At 67.7% G+C, this 15,729-nt stretch carries 20 protein-coding genes and 1 pseudogene; 10 read left to right on the top strand and 11 right to left on the bottom strand.

Annotated features, from left to right (window positions below):
- Nucleotides 1-267 precede the first annotated feature (267 nt).
- Nucleotides 268-1,110 carry an AraC family transcriptional regulator gene (locus tag NFU04_RS15765; RefSeq protein WP_251310368.1) on the bottom strand — a complete coding sequence of 281 codons (843 nt, stop codon included), beginning with the start codon at nucleotides 1,108-1,110 and terminating at the stop codon, nucleotides 268-270.
- A 123-nt stretch (nucleotides 1,111-1,233) separates the two neighbouring features.
- Between NFU04_RS15765 and NFU04_RS15760 the strand changes: the two genes are divergently transcribed.
- The gene (locus NFU04_RS15760; RefSeq protein WP_251310367.1) at nucleotides 1,234-1,785 is read left to right on the top strand and encodes a cytochrome P460 family protein; all 552 of its coding nucleotides are present in this window, start codon (nucleotides 1,234-1,236) and stop codon (nucleotides 1,783-1,785) included.
- Between the two features lie 139 nt (nucleotides 1,786-1,924).
- Here the strand turns inward: NFU04_RS15760 and NFU04_RS15755 are convergent, their stop codons facing one another.
- Entirely contained in the window at nucleotides 1,925-2,413 is a 489-nt protein-coding gene (locus tag NFU04_RS15755) for a hypothetical protein (protein ID WP_251310366.1), read from the bottom strand.
- Between the two features lie 340 nt (nucleotides 2,414-2,753).
- On the opposite strand from NFU04_RS15755, the gene NFU04_RS15750 reads away from it, so the two are divergent.
- Entirely contained in the window at nucleotides 2,754-3,200 is a 447-nt protein-coding gene (locus NFU04_RS15750; RefSeq protein WP_251310365.1) for a DUF6789 family protein, read from the top strand.
- Nucleotides 3,201-3,435: 235 nt separating this feature from the next.
- Complete coding sequence (gene yghU / locus NFU04_RS15745) at nucleotides 3,436-4,311, top strand: glutathione-dependent disulfide-bond oxidoreductase (protein ID WP_251310364.1); 876 nt, start codon at nucleotides 3,436-3,438, stop codon at nucleotides 4,309-4,311.
- 75 nt (nucleotides 4,312-4,386) lie between these two features.
- Here yghU and NFU04_RS15740 read toward each other — a convergent pair whose 3' ends face one another.
- Both NFU04_RS15740 and NFU04_RS15735 read right to left on the bottom strand, forming a co-directional pair.
- The gene (locus tag NFU04_RS15740; RefSeq protein WP_251310363.1) at nucleotides 4,387-4,764 is read right to left on the bottom strand and encodes a septal ring lytic transglycosylase RlpA family protein; all 378 of its coding nucleotides are present in this window, start codon (nucleotides 4,762-4,764) and stop codon (nucleotides 4,387-4,389) included.
- Nucleotides 4,765-5,016: 252 nt separating this feature from the next.
- Nucleotides 5,017-5,328: a hypothetical protein gene (locus NFU04_RS15735; RefSeq protein WP_146802195.1), complete on the bottom strand. Its 312-nt coding sequence runs from the start codon at nucleotides 5,326-5,328 to the stop codon at nucleotides 5,017-5,019.
- A gap of 262 nt (nucleotides 5,329-5,590) precedes the next feature.
- Here NFU04_RS15735 and dbpA point away from each other — a divergent pair, with 262 nt between their 5' ends.
- Entirely contained in the window at nucleotides 5,591-7,003 is a 1,413-nt protein-coding gene (dbpA, locus tag NFU04_RS15730; RefSeq protein WP_251310362.1) for an ATP-dependent RNA helicase DbpA, read from the top strand.
- Nucleotides 7,004-7,141: 138 nt separating this feature from the next.
- On the top strand, nucleotides 7,142-7,342 hold the full coding sequence (locus tag NFU04_RS15725) for a tautomerase family protein (RefSeq protein WP_251310361.1): 201 nt from the start codon (nucleotides 7,142-7,144) through the stop codon (nucleotides 7,340-7,342).
- 38 nt (nucleotides 7,343-7,380) lie between these two features.
- Here the strand turns inward: NFU04_RS15725 and NFU04_RS15720 are convergent, their stop codons facing one another.
- The gene (locus tag NFU04_RS15720; RefSeq protein ID WP_146802201.1) at nucleotides 7,381-8,109 is read right to left on the bottom strand and encodes a YebC/PmpR family DNA-binding transcriptional regulator; all 729 of its coding nucleotides are present in this window, start codon (nucleotides 8,107-8,109) and stop codon (nucleotides 7,381-7,383) included.
- Between the two features lie 160 nt (nucleotides 8,110-8,269).
- Between NFU04_RS15720 and NFU04_RS15715 the strand changes: the two genes are divergently transcribed.
- From NFU04_RS15715 to NFU04_RS15705, 3 genes are all read left to right on the top strand, one after another.
- Nucleotides 8,270-8,803, top strand: a complete 534-nt coding sequence (locus tag NFU04_RS15715) for a bifunctional nuclease family protein (RefSeq protein WP_251310360.1) — start codon at nucleotides 8,270-8,272, stop codon at nucleotides 8,801-8,803.
- A 71-nt stretch (nucleotides 8,804-8,874) separates the two neighbouring features.
- Nucleotides 8,875-9,309, top strand: coding sequence for an META domain-containing protein (locus tag NFU04_RS15710; RefSeq protein ID WP_251310359.1), 435 nt, complete (start codon nucleotides 8,875-8,877; stop codon nucleotides 9,307-9,309).
- Between the two features lie 387 nt (nucleotides 9,310-9,696).
- On the top strand, nucleotides 9,697-11,595 hold the full coding sequence (locus NFU04_RS15705) for an ABC transporter ATP-binding protein (protein ID WP_251310358.1): 1,899 nt from the start codon (nucleotides 9,697-9,699) through the stop codon (nucleotides 11,593-11,595).
- Nucleotides 11,596-11,908: 313 nt separating this feature from the next.
- Here NFU04_RS15705 and NFU04_RS16445 read toward each other — a convergent pair whose 3' ends face one another.
- Nucleotides 11,909-12,130 (bottom strand): GNAT family N-acetyltransferase, encoded by a 222-nt coding sequence (locus NFU04_RS16445; protein WP_309296797.1) that lies wholly within the window; start codon nucleotides 12,128-12,130, stop codon nucleotides 11,909-11,911.
- Nucleotides 12,131-12,468: 338 nt separating this feature from the next.
- On the opposite strand from NFU04_RS16445, the gene NFU04_RS15695 reads away from it, so the two are divergent.
- On the top strand, nucleotides 12,469-12,714 hold the full coding sequence (locus NFU04_RS15695) for a GntR family transcriptional regulator (RefSeq protein WP_251310357.1): 246 nt from the start codon (nucleotides 12,469-12,471) through the stop codon (nucleotides 12,712-12,714).
- Nucleotides 12,715-12,961: 247 nt separating this feature from the next.
- Nucleotides 12,962-13,252: a YrhK family protein gene (locus NFU04_RS15690; RefSeq protein WP_251310356.1), complete on the top strand. Its 291-nt coding sequence runs from the start codon at nucleotides 12,962-12,964 to the stop codon at nucleotides 13,250-13,252.
- Between the two features lie 41 nt (nucleotides 13,253-13,293).
- Here NFU04_RS15690 and NFU04_RS15685 read toward each other — a convergent pair whose 3' ends face one another.
- The 5 genes and pseudogenes from NFU04_RS15685 to NFU04_RS15665 form a co-directional block, all read right to left on the bottom strand.
- Nucleotides 13,294-13,830, bottom strand: coding sequence for a GrpB family protein (locus NFU04_RS15685; RefSeq protein WP_251310355.1), 537 nt, complete (start codon nucleotides 13,828-13,830; stop codon nucleotides 13,294-13,296).
- Nucleotides 13,831-13,868: 38 nt separating this feature from the next.
- Nucleotides 13,869-14,297, bottom strand: coding sequence for a VOC family protein (locus NFU04_RS15680; protein ID WP_251310354.1), 429 nt, complete (start codon nucleotides 14,295-14,297; stop codon nucleotides 13,869-13,871).
- A 98-nt stretch (nucleotides 14,298-14,395) separates the two neighbouring features.
- Nucleotides 14,396-15,097 carry a DUF899 domain-containing protein gene (locus tag NFU04_RS15675; protein ID WP_251310353.1) on the bottom strand — a complete coding sequence of 234 codons (702 nt, stop codon included), beginning with the start codon at nucleotides 15,095-15,097 and terminating at the stop codon, nucleotides 14,396-14,398.
- Nucleotides 15,094-15,507 carry a VOC family protein gene (locus NFU04_RS15670; RefSeq protein WP_251310352.1) on the bottom strand — a complete coding sequence of 138 codons (414 nt, stop codon included), beginning with the start codon at nucleotides 15,505-15,507 and terminating at the stop codon, nucleotides 15,094-15,096. The genes NFU04_RS15675 and NFU04_RS15670 overlap by 4 nt, the downstream gene beginning before the upstream one ends.
- 94 nt (nucleotides 15,508-15,601) lie before the next feature.
- Nucleotides 15,602-15,729, bottom strand: a pseudogene (locus NFU04_RS15665) (IS481 family transposase); the annotation flags it as partial.

Genomic DNA, 15,729 nt, shown 5'->3' with positions numbered 1-15,729 from the left:
CCTCGTGGTCGAAGACCATGCGGACGGCCCGTTGACGGACCTCAGGGGCATATCGTTTGGAAGTGTTCATGGCTCCATCCTCTCAAGGTTTGGAGCCTCCGGGAATCCCGGGACGGTTCACCCCGATGTCGCGCAATGCGCCGGGGTGGGCACGACAGCCCGGGATCGTCTCGGGCGTCGTCTTCGCAAGGGGGCTCGACCTCAAGCAACGTCGAGGACGTAGGCGCCGGATAGCGCTGGCAGCCATCATCGGGGGCCATGCGATGCCTAGCATCGCCTCGTCATCAGCGTGTCGGCCTCGGCGTTGCGCCACTGCAACGGCGAGAGGCCGGTATGACGTCGGAACATCTTGGCCAGGGCCGAGGGGCTGGCGTAGCCCACCCGGCCGGCGATGGCATCCAGCGGCACGCCGTCCCATAGCAGGGCCTTGGCCAGGCTGAGCCGGTAATGGGTCAGGTACTCGGCGGGGGGCTGGCCGATGGTGTCGCGGAACACGCTGGCGAAGCGGGCACGGGACATGCCGGCCTCGGTGGCCAGGGTGGTCAGGGACCAGTCGGCGGCCGGCCGGTCGTGCATGGCGATCAGCGCCTTGGCCAGCTTGGGGTGTGCCATGCCCGCCAAGAGTCCGGAATCCACCTCGCCGGAATCCATCAGGTAGCGCAGCAACTGGATGATCAGCAGCTCGCACAGCCGGTCCAGGGCCGCCTGCCGGCCACAGCGCTCCTCCCACATCTCGGCCAGCATCATCTCCAATAGCCCGGCTATGCCGGTCAGCTCGTCCAGTGGCATCACCAGCAGTGACGGCAGGGCGCGATAGATCGGGCCGGTGTGGCTGGCGCCGAAACGGAAGGAACCACACAGGGTCTCCGCCCCCTGGGGGCCCGGCCCGAAGCGGTGCGCGTCGGCGGCGGTCAGCAGGACCAGGACCGGCGCATCGAAGCGTCGGGCCGGGCCGTCCGCCAACGCCAGGTACGCCGTGCCTCGGCTCAGGATATGGACATAGCCGGTGCCTGCCTCTGCCGGATGGCGGGTGTCATGGCACAAGGCTCCGGCATGAAAGACGCTGGCAGCGAGGTGGAAGTTGGCGAGTAGGGCGGCGAGTCGGTCCACTATGAGACTCCTGGACGCATAATAAGCACATATGGAATCCAAACGTCCATGCTGCATCCTACACTACCCAGTCGAAGGGAGCGAAACCACACCAGGATCACACCACGAGAGAGGTGCGCCGTCATGACCACGACCCCTGCTGTCGGCCTGGCAGCACTGCTGACATTGGCCATCGCCCCGGTGTGCGCCGCCGACCTGGCGACGACGACCTTCCGGGATCATGTGGATAGCGAAGGCAATATCTCGCGACCGGTGGACGTCCGGTCCAACTGGGTGCACCTGGGGAGCTGGGTGGTCGATGATGCCGACGCCCCGGGCGCCGGCTTTCACGACGTCTACACCCAACCCGAAGCTGCCCGGGCCTATCGGGACAGCGGCGAGTTTGCCGATGGCACCGTCCTCGTCAAGGAGATTCGTGGCATCGAGTCCGGCGAGAAGACCACCGGACCGGCGCTCTGGGCCGGCGAGACGGGGGTCTGGTTCGTGATGGTCAAGGACGCCCAAGGCCGCTTCGAGGGTCCCCATTGGGGGCAGGGCTGGGGCTGGGCGCTCTTCACCGCCGACGAGCCGGAGGTGAACGTGTCCGAGAGTTTCGAAAACACCTGCATGGGCTGCCATACCCCGGCGCAGCAGAGCGATTGGGTGTTCGTCGAGGGCTACCCGACGCTGAGATAAGGCCGCTCGAGTCCTCCGGGGCCGGAGCTTGCGACCTGAAGCCCCCGACCCGGGCGGTACCCTTGATCGGGGGCGTGCGTTTCCTCGGTTGCCCCGGCGAGGTGCCGAAAACCGAGGCGGACCGTCGATCCGTTGACCGTCAGTGTGCCTCGGTGGTGACGCCGGCGGAGCCTTGGGCCTCGGCGGCGGCGCCACCTTCGATCCATTCTTCACCGCTCTCCCGGACGGAGTCGAGGGTGTCGGCCGCTTCACCCAGGGTCGACTGTGCCTGTCCGCGGGCCTGGGCCGCGGTCTCGTTACCCGTACGGCTAACGTCATCCCGGGCCGTGTCGAGGCCGGCCTGGCCCTCTTGCTCGATGCGAGCCTCGGCCTCCGCCCGGCCGTCGCCGGCGAGTTCGCTGCGCTGCCGGGATTCGCCTTGGACTTCGCCTTGGGCGCCGGCCTGGGAGGAGCCGCCGACGCCGATCGCCACGCCGGCTTCTGCGCTGGTGCCGCTGTCGAGGCTTAACAGGCCGGTGTCGGCCTGAGTCTCCGTGGACACGCCGACGGAGAGATCGGCCTGGACGGCGGAGGTAACGAATCCTGCAACGGCCAGCGTCATGCCGGCGGCCAATGTCTTGAGTCTCATGGTGTCTCCTTCTTGCCTGCTTGGCTGGGGGCCGATGGGAGGTGGGCCTTGCTCGTCGCAACGCGTGTGGCTTCGCCTTGCGTATAGCCAATACTGTGCCGAAGTTGAATTTATTGTCAATAAATCAGTCAGTTACTTATTAATTCGATCTTCTTGTGGTGCCCGCTTTCCGCCGCCAGCCGAGGACGTCGTCGCCAGTCGGCAACACCATGGGGGGCAACCTCCGGAGGCGCGCGGCTCAAGGGGCCTCGAGAGTCGCCTTATGGCGACAGGGGGGCGTCAGGCCCGCCAACGAACGGCCTATACTGCAAGGCATAGCCACTGCACCGGGAGGTGCCTTATGGGCTGTCGCCTGGTGAGGGGGATGTGGGCCGGCTTCGTGGCCACCCTGGTCATCTCGATGATCATGATCCTGCGCCTGTCGGCGGGCATCATTCCCTGGTACGACCCTATCGAGATCATGAACCTGGCCGCGCAGGACCTGCTCGGCACGCCGGACAGTCGGCTGGTGGGCTGGGGGATCCATTTCGCGGTGGGGACCCTGGTCTGGGGCATGCTCTTCGGGCTGCTGGCACCCTACCTGCCGGGGCGGAGCGGCGCGCGACGTGGCCTGCTGTTTGGGCTGGTCGCCTGGCTGGTGGTAATGGTCACGGTCTTCCCCATGGCGGGCTCCGGCCTGTTCGGCATGGGCTTCGGCTTGGTGGCCCCTTTGTCCACCTTGCTGGCGCATGTCGTATTCGGCCTGGTGATCGGTAGTATGTTCGCCCGATCGCGAGGGGTGTGCTAGCTGCGTAACCCCATCCGGTTGTTCACGGAAAGCCCCGGCCGACTAAACCGGCGGGGGGAATCCAGGCTGGCATGCGGTCGATACCCGTCGTACGGGGGCGCCGGGCCAGCAACCTACCGAGAGATCACACCTAGGCTCGCGGAGGAAACCTTAACAGGCTATCGTTTGTCTCATGGCAAGTATCGCCCCGCGCCGGTTTCCGGTGCGGGGCCGGAGTTCCCCGTGAGGAGGCGAGATGAGCCAAGAGAACGGATACGTTCCCCCGAGGGTGTGGACCTGGGAGAAGGCCAGCGGCGGCACCTTCGCCAGCATCAACCGGCCCGTCGCCGGGCCGACCCACGACCAGGCGCTGCCGGTGGGCAAGCACCCCTTCCAGCTCTACTCGATGGGCACGCCCAATGGGGTCAAGGTCACGGTGATGCTGGAGGAGTTGCTGGCGCTGGGCTATCAGGACGCCGAGTATGATGCCTGGTTGATCCGCATCGGCGAGGGCGATCAGTTCGGCAGCGGCTTCGTCGAGATCAATCCCAATTCCAAGATCCCGGCGCTGGTCGACCATGGCCCCGCCGAGCCGATCCGGGTCTTCGAGTCTGGCGCCATCCTGCTCTACCTGGCCGAGCGCTTCGGTGAATTCCTGCCGGGCGGCCTGGCGCAGCGCACCGAAACCCTGAATTGGCTGTTCTGGCAGATGGGCAGCGCGCCCTTCCTGGGCGGTGGTTTCGGCCACTTCTACGCCTATGCGCCGGAGAAGATCGAGTACGCCATCGACCGTTATGCCATGGAGGCCAAGCGCCAACTGGACGTGCTGGATCGGCGCCTGGCCGAGACGCCCTACCTGGCTGGCGACGACTACACCATCGCCGATATCGCCAACTGGGCCTGGTATGGCCAGCTGGCGCTGGGGCGGCAATACGACGCCGGCGAGTTCCTGCAGGTGCAGGAGTATGCCCATGTGCAGCGCTGGGCCAGGGAGATCGACGCCCGACCGGCGGTGCGTCGCGGGCGCATGGTCAACCGCACCTTCGGCGATCCGGCCATGCAGCTCCACGAGCGTCATGATGCCAGTGACTTCGAGACCCGCACCGAGGACAAGCGCGAACGCGTGGAGTGAGTGGCCTGCGTGACCGAGAACGCCCGATGCCCGCCGAAAGGCGGGCATCGGGCGTTATAGGGTGACCATCGCGGCCTAGTCGACCTGGGTGATCATCACCGGAGCGATGCCACGGCGCAGCATGCCCAGTTCCCGGGCGGCGCGCTTGGAAAGGTCGATGATCCGGCCCGCCACGAAGGGGCCGCGATCATTGATGGTGACCTCCACTTCCTGCCCGGTATCGCGGCGCGTCACCAGCACCCGGGTGCCGAAGGGCAGGCTGGGGTGGGCGGCGGTGAGGGCCTGTTGGTCGAAGGTGTCACCACTGGCGGTGGTGGCGCCCTGGAAGCGGTCGCTGTAGAAGGAGGCGACGCCACGCTGGGGGGCGATGTCGTGGGCCTGGGCGATCGCCGGGCCCAACGTCAGCAGCCCCAGCAGGGCGGCAAGCAGCAGAAACTTGGGTCGATGTCCCATGGGATTACCTCAGGGGTCTCATGTCGCGGATATCGCATCATTCGAGGCGATGAGGGCCAGGGAGGCTAGCGGATAGTAACCGGCCACGGCAGAAGCGGCAAGCCTTGGCGAAGATGGGCGACATTGGGCGCAAAAGACCGCAAAATGCTTAATTAATCCGGTGTCCCGGTGGGGTGCTAACGGGCGATGGAGCCAGGGCAGGGGGCGGTGACCGTGAATAGCCAAGCCCCGGCACGGGGCCGGGGCTTGGGGTCAGCGGCGCGGCTCTTCCTCGAAGAGTTCCGCCTTGGCGTCGCGCATCACCGCCTCGCAGGCGGCCTGGTGGGCGAGCTGGGTGAGTAGGCCCTGGGTCAGCTCGAAGCCCTTGCCCAGGCAGGTATCCACCTCCTGCTGGCTCACCGCGGGGGCGACATCGTAGTCGATCTTGAGGGTACGACCCCGTCTTTCGAGCCGGTCGGCGAAGCGTCGCAACGACCAGGCGAAGCGGGTTCGCCAGTTGGCTGATTCTTCCACGCCGTCGTTTACGCTAAAGGTGCATCGCCACTCAGGTTTGTAGACCTTCATGTGAACCTCCCGTACTGGCTTGGAAAGAATGATCGCTCGTCGTGGTATCTCCGCTGAAAATCACTTGCCGTTTCATCATACAGGCTAGCAGCCATAAGGAAAGCGCAAGGCTGGTGGCCGCCCGGGGACTTGCCTTGTCGTTCGTATCACGTTGGCGGTATTTCGCCGCGCTTTCTGCTAGGATTGGCGCCCTCGGGCGCCAAGCGCGTTGCCGTTGCTGGTGGCCCTCTCTCCCCTCCCCATCTCGCAGGACCCCGTTACCATGTCCGATGCCGCCGCTCACGCCGGGGCCTTCTCCGCCTTGCCCCTGGCGCCGGAACTGCTGGCCAACCTGGCCTCCCTGGGCTATCACGCCATGACCCCGATCCAGGCCGCCAGCCTGCCGGCGACCCTGGCCGGCCGCGACCTGATCGCCCAGGCCAAGACCGGCTCCGGCAAGACCGCGGCCTTCGGCCTGGGCCTGCTGTCACGGCTCGAGCGGGACAGCTTCCGGGTCCAGGCCCTGGTGCTCTGTCCCACCCGGGAGCTGGCCGATCAGGTGGCCGGCGAGCTGCGGCGCCTGGCGCGCACCCTGGCCAATGTGAAGGTGCTGACTCTGTGTGGCGGCGCACCCTTCGGTCCCCAACTGGCCTCCCTGGCCCATGGGGCGCATATCGTGGTGGGTACCCCGGGGCGGGTGGAGGAGCATCTGCGCAAGGGCAGCCTCGACCTGGGCGGTCTCGCCAGCCTGGTGCTGGATGAGGCGGATCGCATGCTGGACATGGGCTTTCAGGCCGCCCTGGAGGCCATCGTCGCCGCCATCCCGGCCAGCCGCCAGACGCTGCTGTTCAGCGCCACCGGCCTGCAGGGGGCGGGGGCCGAGGCGCTGCGCCCCATCGCCGCCGCCCTGCTGCGCGACCCGCTCGAGGTGGCGCTGACCGAGACCCATGACGAGACCAGCATTCGTCAGTATTTCCATCGGGTCGCCGACGAGGCGGCCCGCCTGCCGGCCCTGTGCCGCCTGCTGCGTCATCATCGCCCCGAGTCCAGCGTGGTGTTCTGCAACACCAAGCGCGAGACCCAGGAGCTGGCCGAGGCCCTGAACCGCGAGGGCTTCAGCGCCCTGGCCCTGCATGGCGACCTGGAACAGCGCGACCGGGACCGCCTGCTGGTGCTGTTCGCCAACAAGAGCGTGTCGATCCTGGTGGCCACCGACGTGGCGGCCCGGGGCCTGGATATCGAGGCCCTGGACGCGGTCTTCAACTACCAGCTCGCCCGGGACCTGGCGGCGCATGTGCACCGGGTGGGGCGTACCGGCCGGGCCGGTGGCTCCGGGGTGGCCTGCACCCTGGTGGCCGAGGCGGAGACCTACCGCCTGGAGCGCCTCGCCGATTTCCTCGGCGAGATCCTCGATACCGAGCCGTTGCCCCGTCCCCGTGACGCCGCCCCCCTGGTGCCGCCCATGGCCACCCTGCAGCTCGGCAGCGGCAAGAAGCAGAAGCTGCGCCCCGGCGATATCCTCGGCGCCCTCACCGGCGAGGGCGGCATCGCCGGCGACCAGGTAGGCAAGATCAAGGTCATGGCGAACAGCGCCTATGTGGCGGTGCGCCGCGAGGTGGCCAAGCCGGCCCTGGCCAAGCTCGAAGGGGACAAACTCAAGGGGCGCAGCGTTCGCGTGCGCCGCGTCAGCCGCTGAACCGATCGAACGGGTGCCATGAAAGTCCCCAAGCGCTTAGGTCCCTCGCTGGATGACGGCCTGATCGAATACGCCTGAGACTCCGCGGACTCAGGCGCGCCCTCTCATTTTTCCTGACAATCATCCGGAGCCCCACCCATGCCCATCGTGACCATTCAGCAGTTTCCCCGCAGCGTCGAACAGAAGCGTGAGCTGGCGCGGCGCATCACCCAGGCCTTCGCCGAGGTCTATGGCGCCGAGGAGGCGTCGGTGCAGGTGTTCTTCAGCGAGGTGGAGGGGGAGAACTGGGCCAAGGGGGGCGTGATGGGCTGCGACAGGCCCGCCGACTCCAAGGCTTAGGAAGGGGCCGCCGCCCGCGCCGGGCGGCGGAATGCGCCTCAGGCCTCGTCGGGCAGTTCGGCGTTATGGAAGACGTTCTGGACGTCGTCCAGGTCGTTGAGCAGGTCGAGGAATTTCTCGAACATCGCCACGTCGTCGCCCTCCACCGGGGTGGTGGTCTGGGGCACGAACTGGATCTCGTCGACCTCGAAGTCGAGCTCGCCGAAGGCGCCCAGCAGCGCCTGCTTGGCCTTGGCGTATTCGGTATGCGGGGCAAAGACGGTGATCTGGCCGTTTTCGTTCTCGATGTCGGTGACATCGACATCGCCCTCCATCAGCGCCTCCAGGGCCGCCTCCTCGTCATCGCCGGCATAGGCCAGGATGGCGCAGTGGTCGAACATATGGCTGACACTGCCGGGGGTGCCGATCTTCGACTTGGTCTTGGTGAAGCAGGCGCGCACGTCGCCGAAGGTGCGGTTGGGGTTATCGGTGAGGCAGTCGACGATGACCATCACGTTGCCGGGACCGAAGCCTTCGTAGCGGGCCGGGGAGTAGTCTTCGCCGCCCACGCCGCTGGCCTTGTCGAGGGCCTTGTCGATCACATGGCTGGGCACCTGGTCCTTCTTGGCCCGCTCGATCAGGCCGCGCAGCGCCAGGTTGCCGTTGGGGTCGGTGCCGCCGGACTTGGCGACGACGTAGATCTCGCGCCCGTACTTGCTGTAGACCTTGGTCTTGGCGGCGGCCGTCTTGGCCATGGATTCCTTGCGGTTCTGGAAGGCTCTGCCCATTGCTGTTCTCACCGGATCAAAAACGATGGCAGGAATCTTACTGAACAACGGAAAGCGGTAACAAGCTTAATTCCGGGGGCGGCGGTCGCGGCACCGGGGCAAGGCTGCCATGCTGAGGGTACCCGATCCATGCCCCGTCCTCGGGGAAGGGAGGTTCGCCATGCCGCGATGGGGGCCCTGGTGCCTGGCCCTCTGTCTGCTGCTGCCAGGGTCGCCCGTCGCGGCCCGGGAGTTGGCGGTGCCGCCGGAGGCCATGGTGGAAGTCGAGGTGGTCAGCGTCGGCCTGGCGGGGCCCGGCGTGCCGGTGGTCCTGCTGCGGGAGCCCGGGGCTCGGGCGGTGATTCCGATCTTTATCGGAAGCGCCGAGGCCGAGGCGATCCGTCGCGGCCTGTTCGGCGCTCGGCCGCGTCGTCCCCTGACCCACGAGCTGCTCGGTGATGTGCTGGCCGGCCTCGAGGCGAGCCTGGAGCGCGTCTATGTGGATGCCATCGTCGATGGCGTCTTCCTGGGCATGCTGGAGCTGCGCGTGGGGAAGGACGATCCGACGCCCCTGCGCATCGACAGTCGCGCCAGCGACGCCATCGCCCTGGGCCTGCAGGCCGGTGCTAGCATTCATGTGTCGCCTCAGGTGCTGGAGGCGGCCTTGCCGCCTTCCTCGCCGGTTGAGGCACCCACCCCGGGTATTCGCCTGTGAGGCGCTCGGGGAACTTAAGCGTCGATAACGGTCTGAGGAAGGTCACTGCGATAATTTCAGGAGAAAAGACTATGAAAAGGATGGCTTCCCTGGCGATGGTGCTGGCTTTTTCCTTGGTGATGGCGGGTTGTGCTGCCATGGAGGCCCCCGTGGATGAGCCCCTGGTCAATACCTACTGGAAGCTGACCCGGCTCGGCGAGGCGCCGGTGGCGGGGGTGGACAATCGGCGCGAGGCGCACCTGGTACTGCATGTGGAGGATCGGCGCGTGGCGGGCTCCACCGGCTGCAATCGCCTGATGGGTGGCTATCGCCTGGCGGGCCAGGCGCTGAGCTTCGGCCAGATGGCCACCACCCGCATGGCCTGCATGGCGGGCATGGATACCGAACAGGCCTTCCTGGCGGCGCTGGAGCGGGTCGCCGCCTGGGACGTCGAGGGCGGGTCGCTGACCCTGACGGATGCCCAGGGCGAGGTACTGGCTCGCTTCGAGGCGGTACACCTCTACTGAGTTCCCGCCTTCGGGAAGATCCCCACGCCCGCCTCCGGTCAGCCGGAGGCGGGCGTGGTCGTTCTGGCATCAGAGCGTGCCCAGGCGGCTCAGCGTCCCGCTCGGTGAAGGCCATGGCCCAGAGGGCGAAGACCAGGATCCCGATGGCCGAGCCGTAGAAGACCACCGGGTTGATACGATCCTGGCGGGGCGCGAGCGGGTCGGGGGTGGTATCTGTCATGATGACCTCCTCGAGGCGGTCCGGGCGGGGCCGGAACCCGTTAGCGAATGCCGCCTGGCCCCGGGCAAGCCCAGCGCTTGTCGAAGCGGCGACCGTGCTATCGTCAGACTGGGCATAGACGCCAGGGGCCGAGCCGCTCCTGCCTCACCGATGACGGAACGCCAATCATGTTGGGTTACTTCGAACGCCTGGTGAATCCCTACCCCGCGGCCGCGGCGGGCACCCCGCCCCGGGGACTCTTCGCCTTTATCCTGCACTTCTCGCGGCCGGTGTTGCCGCTGTTGCTCGTGATGTCGCTGCTGACCGGCCTGGTCTCCGCCGCCGAGGTACTCTTCTTCGGCTACATGGGGGAACTGGTCGACTGGCTCGCCGCGGCCGAGCGCGAGGGCTTCTTCGCCGACTACGGCTGGCGCCTGGCCGGCATGGCGGCGCTGGTGGTGATCGGCCTGCCGCTGCTGACCCTGCTGCAGTCGCTGGTCACCCATCAGAGCATCTTCGGCAACTACCCGATGATCGGCCGCTGGCTGGCGCATCGGCATATGCTCGGCCAGAGCCTGGCCTTCTATCAGGACGAGTTCGCCGGCCGGGTCTCCCAGAAGGTGATGCAGACGGCCCTGGCGATCCGCGAGACGGTGATGAAGCTGATGGATCTGCTGGTCTATGTGCTCGTCTACTTCGTCGGCGCCATGCTGCTGATGGGCAATGCCGAGCCCTGGCTGATGCTGCCGCTGGTGCTCTGGCTGGGGGGGTATGTCGCCATCATGTGGATCTTCGTGCCGCGGCTGCGGGCGGTCTCCATGGCCCAGGCCGATGCCCGGGCGGTGATGACCGGACGCATCGTCGACAGCTACAGCAATATCCAGACCATCAAGCTGTTCGCCGACACGCGCCGCGAGCAGGCCTATGCCCGTGATGCCATGGAGGGCTTCATGGCCACCGTCTATCGGCAGATGCGCCTGGCCACCGGCCTCACCGTCAGCCTGACCCTGCTCAACTCCCTGCTGCTGGCCGGGGTGGCGGCCATGGCCATCGGCGCCTGGTACCTGGAGGCGGTGTCGCTGGGTGTTATCGCCGTGGCCATCGCCCTGGTGATGCGTATCCGCTTCATGTCCAACTGGATCCTCTGGGAGGTGGCGAGCCTGTTCGAGAATATCGGCACCGTGCAGGACGGCATCAATACCATCGCCCGGGAGCCGGCGGTCAAGGACGCGCCCGAGGCCCAGGCGCTGGCGGTGCCCCACGGCGAGATCCGCTTCGAGTCGCTGCGCTTCGGCTATGCGCGCCCCGACGGCCACGCGAGGCTGCTGTCCGGTGGAGAGCCCCGGCGGGTCTTCGATGGCCTCGACCTGAGCATCGCCCCCGGCGAGAAGGTGGGGCTGATCGGTCGCTCCGGGGCCGGCAAGTCGACGCTCGCCAACCTGCTGCTGCGCTTCTATGACCTGGAGGGCGGACGCATCCTGATCGATGGCCAGGACATCGCCGGGGTGACTCAGGAGTCGCTGCGCCGGCGGATCGGCATGGTCACCCAGGACACCTCCCTGCTGCATCGCTCGGTGCGCGACAATATCCGTTACGGCAGTCCCGAGGCCAGCGAGGCGCAGGTTCGGGAGGCGGTGCGCCGCGCCCATGCGGATGGCTTTATCGATGAACTGGTGGACCTCCAGGGGCGCCGTGGCCTGGATGCCCAGGTCGGGGAGCGGGGCGTCAAGCTCTCCGGTGGCCAGCGTCAGCGCATCGCCATCGCCCGGGTGCTGCTCAAGAACGCCCCCATCCTGGTGCTGGACGAGGCCACCTCGGCGCTGGACTCCGAGGTGGAGGCGGCGATCCAGGAGCAACTGTATGCGCTGATGGAGGGCAAGACGGTGATCGCCATCGCCCATCGCCTCTCCACCATCGCCATGCTCGACCGCCTGGTGGTGATCGACGAGGGGCGCATCGTCGAGAGCGGCAGTCACCAGGAACTGCTGGCCCGGGACGGTCTCTACGCCGCCCTGTGGCGGCGCCAGTCCGGCGGCTTTATCGGCGTGGATGTCGATGGCGAGGCCGAGCCGGCCCCGCAGCGATAGGCGCACGATTCGGCCGTCGGCGATCAGTCGATGGCGGATGCGCGCGCCGTCAGGGCCGACAGCGAGAGGCGTTGCCGGCCCCGGGCATCGAAGTTGTCCGCTGCCAGCCAGGCATCGAAGCCGGCCCGGTCGGCATAGGGAACGCCGCCCAGTTAGGTCCAGCGCGCCTGCGGGCCGTCGCCGGGGGCGTCCCCGGACAGGCCCAGGGCGTCGAACAGGGCGTCACCGTGACGCTCGCTATAGCCCTGGGAGGAGCTCGGCTAAGCCATGGGCATCGATCACCGCCTGGGCCTCGTCCAGGGGCATGCGGGTGTCACGGGGACGGTACATGGACGTTTTCTCCGTCGAGGCGCAGGGCGTAGTGGTGAAAGTCCCGGTCGCGTTGCCAGCCGAGGGCCTCGTAGAGCGCCTGGGCGGCCTGGTTGTCGATCCGAGTCGCCAGGGTCAACTGCCGAACGCCATGGGCCAGGGCCAGGTCGCGGGCGGCGTTCATCAGGGCGCGGCCCAGGCCCCGGCGGCGGGCCTGGGGGGCCACGAAGAGGTCGTTGAGGCGCCATTGTGGGGCCAGGCGCACCGCTGCTGAACAGCGGGTAGAGCTGGACGAAGCCCTGTGGCACACCGTCGTCGCCGCAGTGCATCAGCAGATGGGAATCGCCCAGCCCCAGGCGTTGGGCCAGGAAACGACGAGCGGCGTCCGGGTCGGAGGCCTGGCCGTAGAAGACCCGATAGTCGTCGAGCAGCGCGCCGAGGGCCTCGACGTCGGCGAGCCGGGCATGACGGATAGGCATGGTGATCTCCTCGCAGGGGGTAGTGACAGTGTTCGAGTCTGGCGGCATGGTGGTTCCCTGGTAAGGGCCAGTTATAAGGAAAATCATGGAACCGGTTATCGCCACGCACGTCGACTGGGTCGGCGAGGCCCTGGGCATCGAACTGATGACGCCGTCCTCCCAGCCCCTGGCCCGGCGCCTCTACCGGGCGCTGCGGGGCTGGATACAGGTGGGGCACCTGGCCAGCGGCAGTCGGCTGCCGTCGTCGCGGCGCCTGGCCCGTGATCTGGGCGTGGGGCGTAACACGCTGATGGAGGCCATCGAGCAACTGGTCGCCGAGGGCTTCCTGTAGACCCGCCCCGGCGCAGGCACCTTCGTCGCCGACCTGCCCTTCGGCCGAGGAGAGGCGGTATCCGAAGCGTTAGCCGAGAAGCCCCCGAGCGAGGCCCCGGAGGCCGCGTTGTCGGCGCGTGGCTGGCGCTGGCCGAGTCGCGTGACCGGGCCGGGGCGGCGGAGACACCTCGGGATAAGCATGTGTGAGCCCGGGAACGGCTGGTAGGCTAGGAAAGGACCCCTCGCCACTGCCGAAAGGAGCACCGATGACGACGCCCGCCTCCCCCCGCACGCCTCTCGACGACACTTTGACCCTGCGCCTGGGACACGAGGAGCTGGTGATCCGCCGCCGTTACGAGACGTTGAGCATCGCCAACGACTTCTGCATTGCCATCTGGTTTTTGGTCGGCAGCATTCTCTTCCTGTACCCAAGCCAGGAGACCCTGGCGGTGTGGATGTTCATCCTCGGCAGCTTCCAGTTCCTGATCCGTCCCACCATCCGACTGGTCAGCCATCTGCATCTGCGGCGCATACCGCCCAGCGAATGGCAACAGTGAGGGCATGACACTCTGGGGCGCAGCGCCGCAGTCGGGACGTCTCAGGTTCGTGCTAGCACCGCCCGCACGAACTCGCCCTTGGCCCGGGTATAGGCCTCCCGGTCGTCGGGGTGGCGGGCGGCCAGTTCGGCCTTGAGCAGGGCATAGCGCTCGGCCAGGGCCGGGTCGGCGCGCAGGGTGTCGCGGAAGGCCAGGCGTTGCCGCCATAGGTGGCCGTCGTGGACCACCAGGTGCAGGTGATGGGTACGGTGGCCCGCGGCGTGGCGCATCAGCCAGCGGCGGTCGGTGAGGGCGGCGTTGAACTCGGCGGAGGTGACGTAGCCGGCCTCGAGCAGCGGCGCCATCAGCGCGTCGGCGACCGCCAGGGAGTCGACCCCGGCCATGATGTCGATGACCGGCTTGGCGGGCAGGCCGGGCACCGCGGTGCTGCCGATATGCACCACCCCGCGCAGGGCGTCGGCAAACCGCCCCAGCAGGCGCGCCCGTTCGGCGGCGAAACGGCCCGGCCAGGCCGGGTCGTAGGGCACCAGCATCACCCGCTCATGGATGGCCCGCGCGAGGGACTCGGCGTCCGTCATGGAAGGCATTTGGCGGGCGGCCGCGGGTCCTTTGGCGCTCATTCCTCGACTTCCCAGGCCGGGTTCCAGGCCACTTCCCACAGGTGCCCGTCGGGGTCCTGGAAGTAACCGGCATAGCCGCCCCAGAAGGTCTCATGGGCGGGCTTGGTGAGGGTGGCGCCGGCCTGCCTGGCCTGGGCCATCACCTCGTCGACCTCCTCCCGGGAGGCGACGTTATGGGCCAGGCTGAGCTCGGTGGCGCTCGGCGGCCCCAGTGGCAGGTTGGCGTCATTGGCGAGGCAGCGCCGCGGCCAGAGGCCGAGCTTGAGCCCGCCCCGCAGGTCGAAGAAGACCACGGCGCCGTCGCCCTCCTCGAACTCCTCGCCGATGATGCCGGGCGTTGCCAGGCCGAGGCCATCGCGGTAGAAGCGCAGCGCCCGTTCCAGGTCGTCGACGCCCAGGGTGATCAGGGTGATACGTGGTTGCATCTGGCCTACCTCCGCTCAGGGACGACCCATGCCAGGAATCCGGCCAGGGTGCCGTTCAGGGTAGATCACTTCGCCACGGCGGGTGGCCTGAGCCTCGTTCAGGTGTCGTACTCGTCGTGGCGGCGGTTCCAGGCGTAGGGCGGGGTCTGGGGCCAGCCCTCCGGGGAGTCCTCCCAGGTCTCTTGGCGGCCGTAGGGCGTCAGGTCCAGGTAGCTCCACAGGCTGCCCAGGTACTCGACGCCGCGCCTGCCGGTGAAGTAGCTGCGAAAGACCCGCTCACCGTCGCGCAGGAAGACGCTGATGCCATGCCGCTCGCCACGGTCGGTATCCGGGGCGCAGCCGTCCTCGCTGGTCACGCCCATATCGACGTTGAAGTCGCTGCCCAGGGAGGAGACCCAGGGCGGATGCCGCCAGCCCATGCGGGCCTGGTAGCGTTGGAGCTTCTCCAGGGGCGCCCGGGAGGCCAGCACCAGGCTGGTGTCCCGGGCGTGCAGGTGGGCGGGGTGGGTCATGGCGTCGACCACCCAGGAGCAGCCATCGCAGCCCGCCTCCCAGTCGGGCCCGAACATGAAATGGTAGACGATCAACTGGCGACGCCCCGCGAAGAGGTCGAGCAGGCTCTGTGGGCCATCGGGCCCCTCGAAGGCGTAGTCGTTGCGCACCTCGACCATCGGCAGGCGGCGGCGGGCGGCGCTGAGTCGGTCGCGCTCCCGGGTATGGGCCTTCTCCCGGGCGATCTGGGCGTCCAAGGCGGTCTGCCACTCCGCCATGGAGACGATGGGGGGCAGGGGAGAGGTCATGGGGTGCCCTCCTCATATGCCAGGTTGAGTTGCCAGGAGACCCCGAAGCGGTCGTTGAGCCAGGCGAAGCGGGCGCCGAAGCCGTAGTCGTCGGGGGGCATCAGCGTCTCGCCACCCTCGGCGAGCGCGGCATGGAGGCGCTCGAACTCCGCGGCGTCCTCGCAGTCGATGCACAGCGCGATCGACGGCGTGAAGGTGAAGGCATGAGGCACCGGGCTATCGATGCAGCGATAGCGGCGCCCACCGAGGGTGAACTCGGCCTGTTTGAGGCTGCCTTCCGCGCCCGGCTCGCCGGGACCGTAACGCTCCAGGTGGGTGATCTCGGCATCCTCGAAGAGCGACACATAGCGGCGCATGGCCGCCTCGGCGTCGCCCTCGAACATCAACTGGGGGGTGATGCGTTGGGCCATGGGGCCTCCCGGAGCGGGGTTATCCAGGGATCACCCCCCTTAGGTAGACCCTCGGTGGCCGCTTGTCGAGTCCTCTGGCCCGAGAGGCCCGCGGCTAGCTGTGTAAACCCACCAGGTTGTTCACGGAAAGACCTAGCCGGCTAACCGGAGGATGGTAATCCAGGCTGGCATGCGGTCGATGCCAGTTGTACTGGTGAAGCCAAACCAGCAGATACCGGCCCC

This window comes from Halomonas sp. NCCP-2165, assembly GCF_023708045.1.
Lineage (GTDB): Bacteria > Pseudomonadota > Gammaproteobacteria > Pseudomonadales > Halomonadaceae > Bisbaumannia > Bisbaumannia pacifica.
The sequence above is the reverse complement of the archived record's forward strand: the minus strand, read 5'-3'. Positions and strand labels throughout refer to the sequence as shown.